Source organism: Sulfoacidibacillus ferrooxidans (assembly GCF_022606465.1).
Classification (GTDB): Bacteria; Bacillota; Bacilli; order Alicyclobacillales; family SLC66; genus Sulfoacidibacillus; species Sulfoacidibacillus ferrooxidans.
Map to the genome: position 1 here is coordinate 299,759 of NZ_JALBUF010000002.1, position 14,153 is coordinate 313,911.

General features: G+C 43.1%; 14 protein-coding genes and 1 riboswitch. Of the genes, 8 read left to right on the forward strand and 6 right to left on the reverse strand.

Annotation, left to right across the window (positions count from 1 at the left end):
- Positions 1-495, forward strand: a complete 495-nt coding sequence (locus MM817_RS06100; protein WP_241712596.1) for a GAF domain-containing protein — start codon at positions 1-3, stop codon at positions 493-495.
- A gap of 71 nt (positions 496-566) precedes the next feature.
- On the opposite strand, the gene MM817_RS06105 is transcribed toward MM817_RS06100, so the two are convergent.
- From MM817_RS06105 to MM817_RS06115, 3 genes are all read right to left on the reverse strand, one after another.
- Entirely contained in the window at positions 567-1,472 is a 906-nt protein-coding gene (locus tag MM817_RS06105; RefSeq protein WP_241712598.1) for an MBL fold metallo-hydrolase, read from the reverse strand.
- A 105-nt stretch (positions 1,473-1,577) separates the two neighbouring features.
- The gene (gene ftsW, locus MM817_RS06110) at positions 1,578-2,816 is read right to left on the reverse strand and encodes a putative lipid II flippase FtsW (RefSeq protein WP_241712600.1); all 1,239 of its coding nucleotides are present in this window, start codon (positions 2,814-2,816) and stop codon (positions 1,578-1,580) included.
- Between the two features lie 197 nt (positions 2,817-3,013).
- The gene (locus tag MM817_RS06115) at positions 3,014-3,304 is read right to left on the reverse strand and encodes a C-type lectin-like domain-containing protein (RefSeq protein WP_241712601.1); all 291 of its coding nucleotides are present in this window, start codon (positions 3,302-3,304) and stop codon (positions 3,014-3,016) included.
- Positions 3,305-3,396: 92 nt separating this feature from the next.
- On the opposite strand from MM817_RS06115, the gene MM817_RS06120 reads away from it, so the two are divergent.
- The 4 genes from MM817_RS06120 to MM817_RS06135 all read left to right on the forward strand — a co-directional run bounded on the left by MM817_RS06120 (position 3,397) and on the right by MM817_RS06135 (position 7,831).
- Positions 3,397-4,014, forward strand: coding sequence for a DedA family protein (locus tag MM817_RS06120; RefSeq protein WP_241712603.1), 618 nt, complete (start codon positions 3,397-3,399; stop codon positions 4,012-4,014).
- A gap of 73 nt (positions 4,015-4,087) precedes the next feature.
- Positions 4,088-5,281, forward strand: coding sequence for an FtsW/RodA/SpoVE family cell cycle protein (locus MM817_RS06125; protein ID WP_241712605.1), 1,194 nt, complete (start codon positions 4,088-4,090; stop codon positions 5,279-5,281).
- A 107-nt stretch (positions 5,282-5,388) separates the two neighbouring features.
- Complete coding sequence (gene glnA / locus MM817_RS06130; protein ID WP_336605153.1) at positions 5,389-6,813, forward strand: type I glutamate--ammonia ligase; 1,425 nt, start codon at positions 5,389-5,391, stop codon at positions 6,811-6,813.
- 154 nt (positions 6,814-6,967) lie between these two features.
- Positions 6,968-7,831, forward strand: a complete 864-nt coding sequence (locus tag MM817_RS06135; RefSeq protein ID WP_241712607.1) for a deoxyribonuclease IV — start codon at positions 6,968-6,970, stop codon at positions 7,829-7,831.
- A gap of 81 nt (positions 7,832-7,912) precedes the next feature.
- Here the strand turns inward: MM817_RS06135 and MM817_RS06140 are convergent, their stop codons facing one another.
- The 3 genes from MM817_RS06140 to MM817_RS06150 form a co-directional block, all read right to left on the reverse strand.
- Positions 7,913-9,580, reverse strand: coding sequence for a hypothetical protein (locus tag MM817_RS06140; RefSeq protein ID WP_241712617.1), 1,668 nt, complete (start codon positions 9,578-9,580; stop codon positions 7,913-7,915).
- A gap of 104 nt (positions 9,581-9,684) precedes the next feature.
- Positions 9,685-10,263, reverse strand: a complete 579-nt coding sequence (locus MM817_RS06145) for a hypothetical protein (protein ID WP_241712619.1) — start codon at positions 10,261-10,263, stop codon at positions 9,685-9,687.
- Positions 10,264-10,267: 4 nt separating this feature from the next.
- Positions 10,268-10,930: a SpoIID/LytB domain-containing protein gene (locus MM817_RS06150; RefSeq protein WP_241712620.1), complete on the reverse strand. Its 663-nt coding sequence runs from the start codon at positions 10,928-10,930 to the stop codon at positions 10,268-10,270.
- A 156-nt stretch (positions 10,931-11,086) separates the two neighbouring features.
- Between MM817_RS06150 and MM817_RS06155 the strand changes: the two genes are divergently transcribed.
- From MM817_RS06155 to MM817_RS06165, 3 genes are all read left to right on the forward strand, one after another.
- The gene (locus MM817_RS06155) at positions 11,087-11,569 is read left to right on the forward strand and encodes a YwhD family protein (RefSeq protein WP_241712622.1); all 483 of its coding nucleotides are present in this window, start codon (positions 11,087-11,089) and stop codon (positions 11,567-11,569) included.
- A gap of 4 nt (positions 11,570-11,573) precedes the next feature.
- A complete protein-coding gene (locus MM817_RS06160; protein WP_241712705.1) occupies positions 11,574-13,037 on the forward strand; it encodes an aminotransferase class I/II-fold pyridoxal phosphate-dependent enzyme in 1,464 nt (487 codons plus the stop codon).
- Positions 13,038-13,098: 61 nt separating this feature from the next.
- Positions 13,099-13,228: riboswitch (cyclic di-AMP (ydaO/yuaA leader) on the forward strand.
- A gap of 1 nt (position 13,229) precedes the next feature.
- Positions 13,230-14,147: a LysM peptidoglycan-binding domain-containing protein gene (locus MM817_RS06165; RefSeq protein WP_241712623.1), complete on the forward strand. Its 918-nt coding sequence runs from the start codon at positions 13,230-13,232 to the stop codon at positions 14,145-14,147.
- The last annotated feature ends 6 nt before the right edge of the window (positions 14,148-14,153 follow it).

The following is a 14,153-nucleotide window of genomic DNA, read 5'->3' on the forward strand; positions in this document are numbered from 1 at the left end:
ATGTTTAATCCTACCACAAGTGAGGAGACTGGCGCAAAATTTTATGAACTTCTAGTAAAACAAGCGGAACAGTTGCTCATGGATGAAAAAGACGCGATTGCCAATTTAGCTAATATCTCTTCTTTGCTTTTTATGATGATGCATGATGTGAATTGGGCTGGATTCTATCTCTGGAAAGAAGACCAACTGATTTTAGGCCCATTTCAAGGAAAACCTGCTTGTGTGCGCATTGCAAAAGGAAAAGGAGTATGTGGCACAGCTGTTTCGGAACAGCGATCATTGGTGGTGGAAGATGTGTATCAATTTCCGGGGCATATCTTCTGTGATGGTGACTCTCGTTCAGAAGTTGTCATCCCGATCATGGTAGATGGGCGGGTGATCGGGGTTCTCGATGTGGATAGTCCACTATTGGGGAGATTTAATGATGTTGATCGGGAAGGATTAGAATCGATTGTTCAAGTATTGTTAGCTTCTACTGATCTATCGCAATGGTAATAGGCGTAAAAAGGCTCAAAAGACAGGTCATCCTATCTTTTGAGCCTTTTTTCGCATATGTTGTGCTTAAGTTAATGCGGAGCATGCTTTTTCTCTTCGTAATACAATAACCCTTTTGCATCGAGTTCGAGATCTAATCCTAAATCTTCAATGTGATGAGGTTCTTTGTGTCCTGATTCAGTTAAAATAGAGCGAATCTCCGATTCGAGAGAAACCTTTACATCTTCCCATGTTACATCTTTATGATATATGCGATCAGCCATCGCTGCAAACCGCTTGGCTCCAAGTAGAGTGCCGGACAATGCTTCTGCTATAGGAGATGGCCCATAGTGCGTATGATACACAGTTGTCGCATGGAGAGCAGATAATTTGGCGACTGTATTTACAACAGCCTCTGGGTCAAAATCAGAGGGACTTGTGGACGGTAAGACAAATTCAAAAGGCCACCCAGTAAATCGATGTACATATCTGATCCCTAAGGCGTCACCAACAAAGATAGACTGCAAAACGGGGTCATACATACTAAAATGATGTTTTGCATGACCTGGGGTATCATAAAAGGTGACTATGCGATCCCCAAAATCTAATGTTTCTCCATCTTGTCGTATCAGAACTTGATGTTCTGGCACAGGTAAAACTTCACCAAAATAGCGATCAGTATCTTCACCATAAACGGCACGTGCGCCTGTCATTAGTTTGGTTGGGTCAATCAGATGACGTGCTGCGCGAGGATGAACGACAAATGTAGTGGATGGGGCTAATCGCGCAAGTGTTCCTGCGCCTCCTGCGTGATCTAAATGAATATGCGTAAGAATCACATAATGTAAATCATGTGGTTCAAGTCCCAACTCTGATAATGCACGAATAATATGGCTATGGCAGGGTGCAGATCCTGTGTCAATCAATACATTCTTCGCACCGCGGTATACATATGCAGAAGATCGTCCGGGTAAGCCTTGCTCATAAAGATCGAACATGTAAAGTCCATCACTTAATTGAGTAGTATATGCCATATGGGCGTGGGGTAATCTGTGACCCACTGATCTCCTTTCAAAGTCCATATCAAGACTTCTGTTTGTATATCACTTTCGAACATGTAGCGATGAAGAATTGGTTAGTGCTGGTTGGCGTTTCTTTGCACGTTGTTGACGGTTACCTTTAAGGGAAAAATTAACTTCACGTACAGTGGCAACACGATCTAATGGAGCAGGATTTTTTTCATCTACTGTATAGCGGGATAGTGAAAGAAGCATGCCTGATGCGCATAGTTTCATAATGAGTGCGGTACCACCATAGCTAATAAATGGCAGTGGTATTCCGGTGATTGGCATCAGTCCCGTTACAACGCCGACATTAATTAATACCCCTAAACCAATCATACTGGAAAGTCCTGCCGCAAGCAACGACGCAAAGCGATTGGGTAGATGCTGGCTGATACGGATGCCGCGCCATATGACGATGGCAAATAATCCGAGCAGAAAAGCTGCGCCAGCAAAACCTAGTTCTTCGATAACGATGGCAAAGATGAAGTCTTCATGTGGAATAGGTAAATAAAGAAAAGGCTCAATGCCACGTCCTATACCCTGTCCAAATAATCCACCATGATAAATGGCGATTAGTGATTGTTGCAATTGGTATGCACCGTCGTTCGTATAGGCAGGATTCCATGGATTAAGGAAAATTTTAATGCGGATATTACGGTAGGCTTCAAACCAAGCGAAGGCACCGATAATGGGCAATAAAATACCGCCAACAGTAAAGATGTGTGTTCGGCGTATGCCTGCAACAAACATGACGACAAGTCCTGATAGAAGTAACAACATGCCTGTTCCCATGTCGGGTTCGAGCAGGATCAGGATAAACTGCATGCCAAGAATCATGAGGGGCGGGAGAATATCACGGCGAAAGCTTTGGATATTTTCACCTTTTTTATCGAATATGTAGGCTAGATAAATTAAAACTCCTACGAGCGCTATCTCACTTGGTTGAAAGTGCAAGGCAGGTGGCCCAATCCAGCGTCTAACTCCTGCTGCTTTGTGGCCAATGCCAGGAACAAGGACTAAGAAAAGTGATCCTAGCGTTCCTAATGTGATCCACTTAGCAGCTTGGCGAATGCGCACATAGGGAATATTCATAAAGACTAACATAACTACTATGCCAATGATGGCATAGATTAATTGCCTCTTAAAATAATAGGCAGGAGAAGCATTAGTGACTTGAATAGCCCACACCATACTCGCACTGTACACCATAACAACGCCAAATGTGACAAGGCACAAAATGGCAAACAATAAAAGAAAATCAGGTCTATGTCTACGCATCACAAAAACCTCCGTAGACACTTATTCGAGATGAAGTAGGGAAGCTCCTGCTTCTATGTCGTTAAAATTCAAGGAAATTAACTTGGTTTTTACTGGGGAACACACCTCCTTTGCATGTGCGGACAAGGAGTTACTGAATTGTCATTAGACCGCATAGTCTATCATGAGGCATTCGATTATACTAAAGATAGTCTATCTTACCACCCGCTCATCGCACCTAAGCCAAGTGCTGTGACGCCAACGATAGCTGCGATCGGCAGTGCCAGTGCAGCACCTGGGAAATAGACGAGCTCTATGTCCTTGGTTGGCAGTTCGGAAAGGGTAGTATTCCAAGGTTGATCTTGATGAGTTGCAGACACCAGACGGTGGCCGTGCAAATGGATATGCGAGTTCGTAATGCTATGCAAGTGTCCACGATAAGTGCCCATAGTTGTGTGAACAAGCACAGGTTGCCCAATATATTGGTGTAGATGTTGTCTCCTGATCATCGTGTATTGTCGCCTCCTTTGCTATACGGTATGTATGTATTGTCGAAATGGTAGAGGCTTGTGCGGAGGATGTGTGTTATACGTATTGCGAGGTGAGTAGAATTTCTGGTGGAGAGTTAGTCGGGTTCATTCATCACTATGGGTACATCGGGTTGACAGCTATATTGATTCTGGGTATTGTAGGTCTTCCATTGCCTGATGAGACTATTTTAACAGCAGTTGGTTATTTTGTTTATAAAGGAAGCTTGTTGTATTTTCCGTCTCTATTTTTTGGGATTTTGGGTGGCCTCTTAGGCATTACCTTAAGTTATGCATTAGGCGTCTTTATTGGGAGACCGCTTGTGGTGCGCTATGGACGCTATATCCACATCACAGAAAAACTACTGATACGAGTTGAACAATATTTTGAAAAATATGGGGCGGTAACATTGTTTGGTGGTTTTTTTATTCCTGGTGTTCGTCATGTGACAGCGATCGTAGCTGGACTAAGTGGGATACCTTATGGAAAATTTGCTTTTCCGTCTTACCTTGGCGTTTGTGTGTGGGTCACTGTGTTTATCACGTTAGGGCGTTTTGCAGGACCGCAAATTGCTGGAATTACAGGTAGACTAACGATGACAGAAGCTGCATGGATTTTGGCGGTGATGGCCCTTAGCGGGTTTTTAGGGCTCATACTAGTTAAAACCATGGTTAATCGCCAGAAATCGTAATAACACTGACATTGCGCAAATGAGTGACTCGTGCGATGATAAAAATACAACACATTAGTATGGAGGCACGGCAGTGGAGTCAATCGTTAAACGCAATATTCGAGATTTGGACTATCCTTTAATCTTTGTGATGATTTGTATTTCAGTCATAAGTTGTATAGCAGTATACACATCCACCTATGGAAAAGCCGACCCAGCTACTGGAAATGCTTTGCTAGGCATACCTCCACACATTTTATTGAGGCAAATTGCGTGGGAAATTTTAGGGTATATCGTGATGTTTATCATGATGTTTGTTGATTATAAATCATTAGCAAAATGGCATTGGTGGTTCTATGGGATCGCAGTTTTTCTTTTGCTTGCAGTTTTTGCATTTCATCGAGTAAATGGAGCGCATAGTTGGATTTCCCTTCCTGCTGGATTGAGTTTTCAACCATCTGAATTAGCTAAAGTTGCTCTTATTCTATGGACTGCTGATTATATGAGTCGTATGAATGAGCGCGAATATCCGGATTACTCTTTTAAAGCATTGCTCCCTATTATTGGTGCATTTGCTGTCCCGTTTGCCTTGACATTAAAGGAGCCTGCATTGGGACAAGCGCTGGTTATGTTGGCCATCTTGTTTTCTATGTTACTTGTCTATGTCCAAAAGAAACATTTGCGCACACTAGTTACAGGATCGATTGCTTTTTTAATGGCTTTTATGTTAGCAGTAGGTCCATTTTCTACGCAGACTATCCAACTGCTAGAGCACCAGCACATTTTGCACACTTATCAAACACAGCGTTTGATTTCTTTTATTAATCCTACTGCTAATCCAAGAGGTGCGGGCTATCAGGTTTTAGAAGCGGAGATAGCAGTTGGATCTGGTGGAGTTTTTGGTACGGGATTATTGCATGGCTCACAAACAAACGGGAGCTGGATTCCATTTCAGTGGACTGACTTCATCTTTTCTGCGATTGCAGAGCAGCTTGGATTTGTTGGATCAAGTGTGCTCATTATGTTATTTCTGATCATGTTATTTCGCATGGTCAAAGTAGCGACTAGCTCACTGGACGATTTTGGCGCTTATGTTATAGCAGGATCGATAGGGATGTTTGCCTTTCAGATTTTCGAGAATATAGGCATGAATTTAGTATTAAGTCCAGCTACTGGGATTACATTGCCCTTTGTAAGTTATGGTGGATCATCTTTGGTTGTTAACTTTCTTAGCATTGGGATCGTATTGAGTGTGTCATTACGCAGAAGAACTCTTCGGTTTGATTAGAAAATCTTGTTACGCGTCAACTAATCTCACATTTGATATTGACGTTTCTTCATTGCCTAGCGTATACTACCAACAAGTAGTTTACATTTAATGTGGGGGTTGGACACGTGACTGCTTCAGAAATTTTAACTCTTATTCAAGATAAGAATATTAAAATGGTAGACTTTAGGATTGTTGATTTACCTGGTCGGCAACATCATGTCACGATTCCTGCCGCTGAGATTGATGAAGATATGTTGAATGATGGTATTGCATTTGATGGGTCGAGTATTCAAGGTTTTCGTGGGATTGAAGAGAGCGACATGGTCATGCGTCCTGATCTTGATTCAGCCTATATAGACGCGTTTACTGCTGTTCCAACACTAGATTTAGTGTGTGATGTGTATGAGCCAAACGGCGCTAGATACAATCGCGATCCACGGTTTATTGCACAAAAGGCTGAAGCTTTTTTACAGAAGAGTGGAGTAGGAACTGCAGCGTATTTTGGACCAGAGTTGGAGTTTTTCGTTTTTGATGATGTGCGGTTTGCATCGTCACAAGAAGGAGCGTTTTATCATGTGGACTCTGAAGAAGCAAACTGGAATACAGGTAAAGACACGGGATCAAATTTAGGATATAAAGTGAAAAATAAGGGCGGTTACTTTCCCGTACAACCTACAGATAGTCAGCATGATCTGCGTACAGAGATCGTGTTAGAGCTGATGAATGCAGGGATTCGAGTAGAGCGACACCATCACGAAGTTGCTTCTGGTGGTCAGGCTGAGATTAACTTCCGCTTTGATACCTTAACGAATGTTGCAGATACAGTGCTACTATACAAATACATTGTACGCAACGTTTCAAAACGTTATGGCAAAGTGGCTACATTCATGCCAAAGCCTGTTTTTGGTGACAATGGATCTGGAATGCATGTGCATCAAAGTATTTTTGCAGGTGATAAACCATTGTTTTTTGAAGAAGGCAGCTATGGTAACATGAGTAAAATAGCGCTTCATTACATTGGTGGGATCTTGCATCATGCACCAGCACTGTTAGCTTTCGCTACACCGAGCACGAACTCTTTTAAACGGTTAGTTCCAGGGTTTGAAGCTCCAGTGAACCTAGTATTTTCAAAGGGAAACCGCAGTGCCGCAGTACGGGTACCTATTGCAGCTGTCACTCCAAAGTCTGCGCGGATTGAGTTTCGGACACCTGATGCTACTGCCAATCCATATTTGGCATTTGCAGCGATGTTGTTAGCTGGATTAGATGGTATTCGCAATGAAATTGATCCTACAGCACATGGTTATGGACCAGTAGATAAAAACATTTATGAATTATCGTCCAAAGAAAAGCAAAAGATTCGCAGTGTACCTGGTTCTCTTGAAGAAGTATTAGGAGCACTTGAGGCTGATCATGAATTTTTGCTCGAAGGTGGCGTATTTGATCGCGACTTTATTGAGACGTGGATCGAATTTAAGCGTGCTACAGAGGTGCGCCCACTTGCGATTCGGCCACATCCACATGAGTTTCAAATGTACTTTGATTTGTAGTCCAACAATTCATACGAACAATGCACGATATAAAAAGGCACCCAATCCATGGGTGCCTTTTTATATCGTGCTGTTCAATCGCTTCCTATACAGAAGATGTGCTACACTATAGGGCATATTATCAATAAAGATGTGGCACGAAAGGATGAGTTTTATGAAGTTAGGAGCCAATGTATCGATTGCAAAAACGGGATTACTGCATGCTGTAGAGGAATCGATATCCTATCATTCTGATACCTATATGATTTATACACGTAGCAATCGGGGTGGATCAGCTCGACCGATCGAACAAATGAATCGCGATGAAGCCCTTGGAATGATGGCTGAACATCATCTTAGTGATCCAGTTGTCCACTTATCATATCTTGTCAATTTGGCGAGTCCAAAAGAGGAAACATTTGAGTATGGGACGATGGTACTAACGGAAGAAATACAACGCGTTCAATATTTAGGTTTTCGCTATATTGTTATGCACCCTGGGAGTCATGTGGGAACTGGCCAAGAAAAAGGTATTGAGCGGATTGCAGAGGGATTAAATGCAATTTTAAAAGGAGATGAGTCTCTTTTTTTATGTCTAGAAACCATGGCGGGCGATGGGTCTAAGGTGGGTAATCGGTTAGAAGAAATCGCAGAAATTATAGCTCGCGTTGATCAGAAAGAAAAAATGGGCGTGTGTATTGATACTTGTCATAACTATAGTGCCGGGTATGACATTGTCAATGACTTTGATGGATTTTTAAAGGAGTTTGATCAGATCATCGGATTGGATCGTCTAAAAGTTGCGCATATTAACGATTCTAAGACACCCTTTAAGTCTCATAAGGATCGTCATGCCAATATTGGTCGGGGTTCTATCGGGTTAGATGCGTTGCGCTATATTGTTCATCATGAGGCTTTACGAGATATTCCCCTTATTTTAGAAACTCCAGGTGGATTGTATAAGCATGAAATTGCATTATTGCGGGGAGAAACAGATGAACTACCACCAGAAGTGACTGCAACAGAACAAGATGAGTAATTATCGTAGGAGTAAAGTGAAGCTTTTAGTATGAACTGAATGGTTATATGGATATCGTTTCAATGGTGTGTGCACCATCCATTAAAATGGTGGAGTTACTGTCCAAAACGGCAACTGCTGTGCAGCAGAGAGGCCATGTCCTGTGATACGCACGAAGAGATCTGTAGTAGGTTGGAATTCCACCATGCTTTTGGCAAAGGTGCATGCGGTTTGATTCGTTTGCAATTGAATAGCCATGAATCCATGACCTGAGAGAGTAGGTAATGGATTTTTTATCGTTGTAGTAATAAATTGTGATAGTTGAGTTGTCTGAAGCGTATTGGCTGGACTGCAAAAAGGCCCGAGTATATACGTCCAGTTATGAACAGTAAATGAAGCAAACCAGATGGGGGTACGATTGGACCCTTGCTTACTTTGACCTGTAATACCAGGTGCTGATGCTAGCCATTCGACCTCAGGTCCCTGTTGGGACGTTAGTACCATAGACGCTAACACGATTTGATGTCCTAAAAATGCCGGGATTCGATGGGGTGGATGAGGGATCAAATTTTTTGTGGGCAATAACAGGCTATTAGAATCTTTTTTTTCAACAGACATGATAAAGTGGTGTGTTGATGTAGCTTTATCGCTTACCAGCACTTCTATTGTGGTATTTGGTTCTTTTTCATTCCATCTATAGACGTAAGAAGTGGGGCTAATAGCAGACAACATCATGTTCATCTCAGAGGTCGTTAATGACTGAAATGCGAGTGATGGCATGTAGAGCTGTGGGAGTGTCAGTTCTGCTAGTGCAGGTTGAAATACGCTACTGCTTGGCAATGGCGGAGTAAATTGTTGTGTGACTTGGCCTTTAGTTGTAATCCAAAACATGTCCGATCCAGCGACAATGGCGGCTGTGGTTTCATTTGAATAAAAAGCCTGTGGAGTAAAGCGTGTATGAATTAGTGCAAATGAGTCTGTGATAAAGTTGCGATAAATCCATACATGACTTTGTGGAGAGTCAATGTTGTCAAAGCGACCATAGATCACTCCATTTGTAATGGGCACAATCTCTGGCTTTTGTAAATGGTCGATGTACTGCCCAAGCAGTTGGACCGTTTTATCTCCCTCGGGTAGAGCGGCAAATTGAGTAGCTGTTTGCCCAGAAATCATCATCTGATAAGAAAACAGAATAGCTGTATCATCTTGATATAAAGTAATAGCTCCTGTTGTGGTACTAGCATTACTTCGCGATGTAGGTGCACGAAAAAGCAACGTGTTGCCATCCAATAAGGGTGATGTGATCTTTGGTAAGGCACGCTCCTCCATCGTGTTATCTACATAAGGTGTAAAGTTCAGAGAACCAACGAACTGGTTGGTTGGCTGCGAATGACCGACTGCTTGTACCGTCCATATAATCCCGTCGTCACCTAGTAAATACATCAATTTTGATTGTGGTGGTAGAGTCAATTGGTATACGCTGTGATTTACTTGGATTTGACCAGTTGTGTTACTCGGTGCGAGTTGCAAAGTATTTCGCGATAAAGATTGAATCGTTGAAGGTAAATCTGGTGATAGGTTTGCGTGGACAGTTTGAGCGTGAAAAGACAGACTAGCTGTTGAAAGAGATGCAGGAGGTGTTTGGTGACTATTCTCCATATGGACAGACGTAGATGTCGAAAGTGTACCGCATCCTGTCGTCATGGACATGGTGATAAAAAGGATCATCACCATGTTACGTACTCTCGCAAATCTTTCTATTCTTATCATCTCTACCCGGCCCCTAAAACCTAGTCTCTTTAGGCTCTTATGTTATCATATTAAAGAGGACATGCGTATATTTGCAGGGCCTCTTTTTATAGATACACCTATGACTATGGGCGCTCATATCCTTCACCAAGCTGTGATGGCCTGCGAAAGCGATCGGCAAGTTCGATTAACCAAAGTCGATGGTAGGGTTCAATATACACAACAGGCTCGATTCTGCGGTCGAGATGTGGAGTAATGGCATACTGCCAAATTGTAGTTTTTGTAACGGCTCCTTCGTTCATACGAACTCCCATATGGATCGAATCTCTATAGCCATTTTTATATGAAATTAACGTGAGTTGTCCATGAAGTTCATTGACTAAAAAACGGTACCGAGCACTGCGAATCACTGGTGCTTGGATCCATGGAGTAAGGCCATTTGCTCCTGTTTTATAACGCTTTTCCGTTTCAAGTACAACCACTTCGGCTCCTTCAATCGGTTTTAGCGTTCTTCCGTCAATGACTTTGACGCGAAGATTGCCGTATGATTTTCCTCGTATGGAAGGATCATAACGATTTTGCGGAGGACTTTGGGTAGTTGTGTCGGCAGCAAAGCATAGACTGGTAGGCAGTAAAAAAAGAGAGAGCAACGTGGTGGCAACGACTGTACGTATCACAGTTTTAGGTGAGACTTTCTTTTTCACGAGATTAACTCCTTCCCACTCCTGGGATTGTCGTGATCATTTTTCCAGCATAATAAAATTCCAATATTTGCAACGGGGTTCTGCCCTGAGCAGCCCAATATTGTGATCCCCACTGCGACATAATGCCTGCATTTCTATACTGCCAATTGGGGTTATTTTCATACCCTGCTCGATAATTTAACTCAATGATGCTTTTGTCAGGATTGACAAATGCCAGATTGCGTGTTGCATAATACGCTTGGTCTGTCGGTGGTTGATCAGATTGAGAGCGATAAGTCTGGAAGTTGACCGTATTATCGACGTCAAAGGTAAATCCGTCGATGGTAACAGGATGAAGATGGTGAAACCAGGCGAACATCTTTACTGCAATGGCACCAGACTCTAAGGAAGATTGGCTCCAATTAGGGAACCATTCGTTGGGGAGAACATCGCGACAGTATTGGTCGAAATTGACTGTTGACACATAAATAATACGACCGCGCGGATCCGGTTCACCCGATGCATTGTTTTCTCGTATGGCAACGCGAATCGTGCTAGGAAATCCTGCAGAACCTACGATAAATGTTTGTGCTTTTACGGTATGAGTAGGCAATAATGCTGCGGCCAGTGAACCGCTAAGAACAATTACAAGTGAAACTAAATGCGCTAGAGAACCAAGTCTATACACAGGTGATTGCACCTCCAGAGCTGTAACGATTCAACTTTCTTCAAATATTCATTCCCTGTCGTACTCAGATCATGCATCTTGGCTTGTGAAATCTCGAATTGTAGGTAAAATAGTGAGTATCGTGAAGTGTACAGATGATAAAAGGTGGGTTTATGGATGGAAGAGATTAGATTAACTGGTACTAACCAGCATCGTGCACCAGAAGGACTATCTACGCTATCTTCACTCATCATCGACCGCGGTGATATTTATTTGGATAATGGAGCTATCCACGGAAAGGCTAAAATTGACCAGGGAATACGCTATGTAACTCAACGAGAGGACGTACCACATGCGAGAAAAGTGGTGATTGTCTGGTTGACGTTATACCGGGGACCTAAAGGTCAAGGGTTTAATGGAGTGGCAAGTTGTGATTACTTCGTGGACGAAGAATCAGCTAGCGGTTACAAGAACCTAGCTGTACAGGTTAACCAAATGGAAAAAGCAGTGAAGGGTAAAGTGGATATTACGAGTTTAGAACCTAGCGAATATAAGTTATTACAAAAATTTGTGCGTGAATTTAGGCCCGACTTATATGAACATGCCTCTGACGTATTTTTATCGGCATTCTCAGAGGAGTCCTCTTTTGCGCAAGAGTAAGGATGTGTACAACTTGTCAGATCAGTCACAAACACCTCTTTTTTCAGCATTGCGCGCACATGCTGAGCGTCATCCTATTCAATTCCACATCCCGGGACATAAAACGGGGATAGCGATGGATCCGGAATTTCGCGAATTTTTAGGGGACCGCGCGCTTAGTATTGATCTGATCAATATTGGGCCGTTGGATGATTTGCATCATCCAACGGGGATTATCGATCAAGCACAAAAGTTGGCAGCAAAAGCATTTGGAGCCGATGCTACTTTTTTTTCAGTTCAGGGCACAAGTGGCGCGATTATGGCCATGATTATGGCTGTCGTTGGGCCTGGAGATGAGATTCTAGTTCCACGCAATATTCATACTTCTGTATTGTCTGCCATTATTCTCTCTGGAGCACGGCCCTATTTTTTACAACCTGAAGTTGATTTGCAACTAGGTATTGCTCACGGCGTAAGAGTGGAATCGGTAGTGGAGGGATTACAGCGCCATCCACATGTGAAAGCAGTTTTACTGATCAATCCCACCTATTTTGGCGTGGCGACGGACTTGCGCGCGATTGCTGAGATTGCACATGAACGAGGCGTTGTTGTTTTAGTAGATGAAGCACACGGGGTACACACCCATTTTCACGAATTACTCCCACCGTCAGCCATGGAGTCAGGATGTGACCTTGCGGCTACTAGTGTTCATAAGCTAGGGGGATCATTGACACAGAGCTCCGTTTTAAATGTGCGTGAAGGGCTCGTTCGAGCAAGACATGTGCATTCTATCCTATCCCTGCTAACAACTACTTCTACGTCCTATATTCTGTTGGCCTCTTTAGACGCAGCCAGACGCCAACTAGCCATGCATGGGCGCGAAATGCTAGATCGGGCGATGACTATAGCGCAGGATGCGAGAGAGCGATTGAATCAGATTCCGGGCATCTATTGCTTTGGAAAAGAGATCCTACAATCATCGGCTACCTTTGCGTTTGATCCATTAAAATTGACGATTCGCGTGGCGGATATTGGATTATCAGGATTTGAAGTCGAAGTCATTCTTCGAGAAACCTATAATATTGAGGTTGAATTATCCGATTTATATAATGTGCTGTGTGTCATCTCCTTTGGCGATACAAAGAGCAATATTGATTCGCTCATTACAGCCATCCAAGAGATTGCAAAACGAGAATTATTACAGCATCATCATAAAATTAATATCGTTGTTCCATCCACTCCAGTACTAGCTATGAATCCACGCGATGCCTTTTATGCGGATACGGAAGTAGTGCGGTTGCAAGATTCGATTGGCAGAATCATCGCTGACGTGATTAAAGTGTATCCTCCTGGGATTCCAGTGTTATTGCCAGGTGAAGTGGTTACTGTGGATAACGTAGAATATATTGAAGAAAATTTGCGTGCTGGACTTCCCGTTCAGGGGCCAGATGATCCTACGATTGCCACTGTTCGTGTAGTTAAGAGATGATAGTTTTTACCATGGAATGATTTACGCCTAGGCAGAGCGCTGTCGTGTCCTGTATAGTTTACGGCATCACAAGCTGAATCGCATGCAAACATGCGTACGGAGGAACCGAGTGCTTTGGGGTGAACTTACGATTGTGAGCGGGCAACCTTCGCCCGAACCCGTCAGCTAACTCCGGAAGCCAAGGAGGCCTTTATGGGTATACACTTCAAAATTTCTGCAGTAAAAAAGACGACTGTAGCGCTGTTGAGCGCTGGATTATTATTGGGTTCAAGTGTAAGTGCCTTTGCTGCAACGGTACCTATAGGTCCTTATATAGTAAAGCCAAATGATTCTCCTTACTCAATTGCAGCCCAATCGCAAGTGAGCCTGCAAAACTTTGAAGCGGTCAATGACCTGACAAATAGTAGTGTGATTTATCCTGGAGAAGTGATGGCAATGCCGTTACTTTATCTAGTAGATGCAGGTGACAGTTTGTGGTATATCGCAAATCGTTATGATACGAGTGTAGCATCAATAAAACAATTAAATGGCCTGAACTCAAATCAGATTTATCCTGGTCAGTCCTTACTTATCGCAACAGGAAGTAAGCAAACATTCCCTGCGAATCAGGCAACAAATAGCACAAGCTCTGCTGTTGTACAAGCAACGCCGCAAACCGTGACAGCTCCACAGAATGAATCTGCACCTGTAGCAGTTGCACAAGCAAAGGTAGAGGCAACTGCACCAGTTGCACAAGCATCGGCTACAGCACCACAAGCACAACAAGCACAACAACAACCATCAGCAGCTACACCTACAACCATCACCATGCTCGCTACTTCCTATGATGCATCAGCTGCGAGCAACGGACCGTGGGGCGCTGTAAATTATTTTGGACAACCTTTGCAATTCGGCGATGTAGCAGTTGATCCTTCTGTGATTCCGCTTGGTTCAAAATTATTTATTAGCGGATATTCCGATTCTGCACTGCCGAGTGGTGGATTTTATGCCACAGCCAATGATGAAGGTGGAGCTATCGTAGGGAATAGAATTGACATTTTTCTACCTACGGCGAGTCAAGCCGATCAATTTGGAATGGAAAATGTCAAAGTGCAGGTGATTTCCAAATAAATTCGG

Bases quoted from the DNA above. Each gene is read 5' to 3' on its own strand.
- MM817_RS06100 (WP_241712596.1), top strand. From the start codon at position 1: ATGTTTAATCCTACCACAAGTGAGGAGACTGGCGCAAAATTTTATGAA.
- MM817_RS06105 (WP_241712598.1), bottom strand. From the start codon at position 1,472: ATGTTCGATCTTTATGAGCAAGGCTTACCCGGACGATCTTCTGCATAT.
- ftsW (WP_241712600.1), bottom strand. From the start codon at position 2,816: ATGCGTAGACATAGACCTGATTTTCTTTTATTGTTTGCCATTTTGTGC.
- MM817_RS06115 (WP_241712601.1), bottom strand. From the start codon at position 3,304: ATGATCAGGAGACAACATCTACACCAATATATTGGGCAACCTGTGCTT.
- MM817_RS06135 (WP_241712607.1), top strand. From the start codon at position 6,968: ATGAAGTTAGGAGCCAATGTATCGATTGCAAAAACGGGATTACTGCAT.
- MM817_RS06140 (WP_241712617.1), bottom strand. From the start codon at position 9,580: ATGATAAGAATAGAAAGATTTGCGAGAGTACGTAACATGGTGATGATC.
- MM817_RS06155 (WP_241712622.1), top strand. From the start codon at position 11,087: ATGGAAGAGATTAGATTAACTGGTACTAACCAGCATCGTGCACCAGAA.
- MM817_RS06165 (WP_241712623.1), top strand. From the start codon at position 13,230: ATGGGTATACACTTCAAAATTTCTGCAGTAAAAAAGACGACTGTAGCG.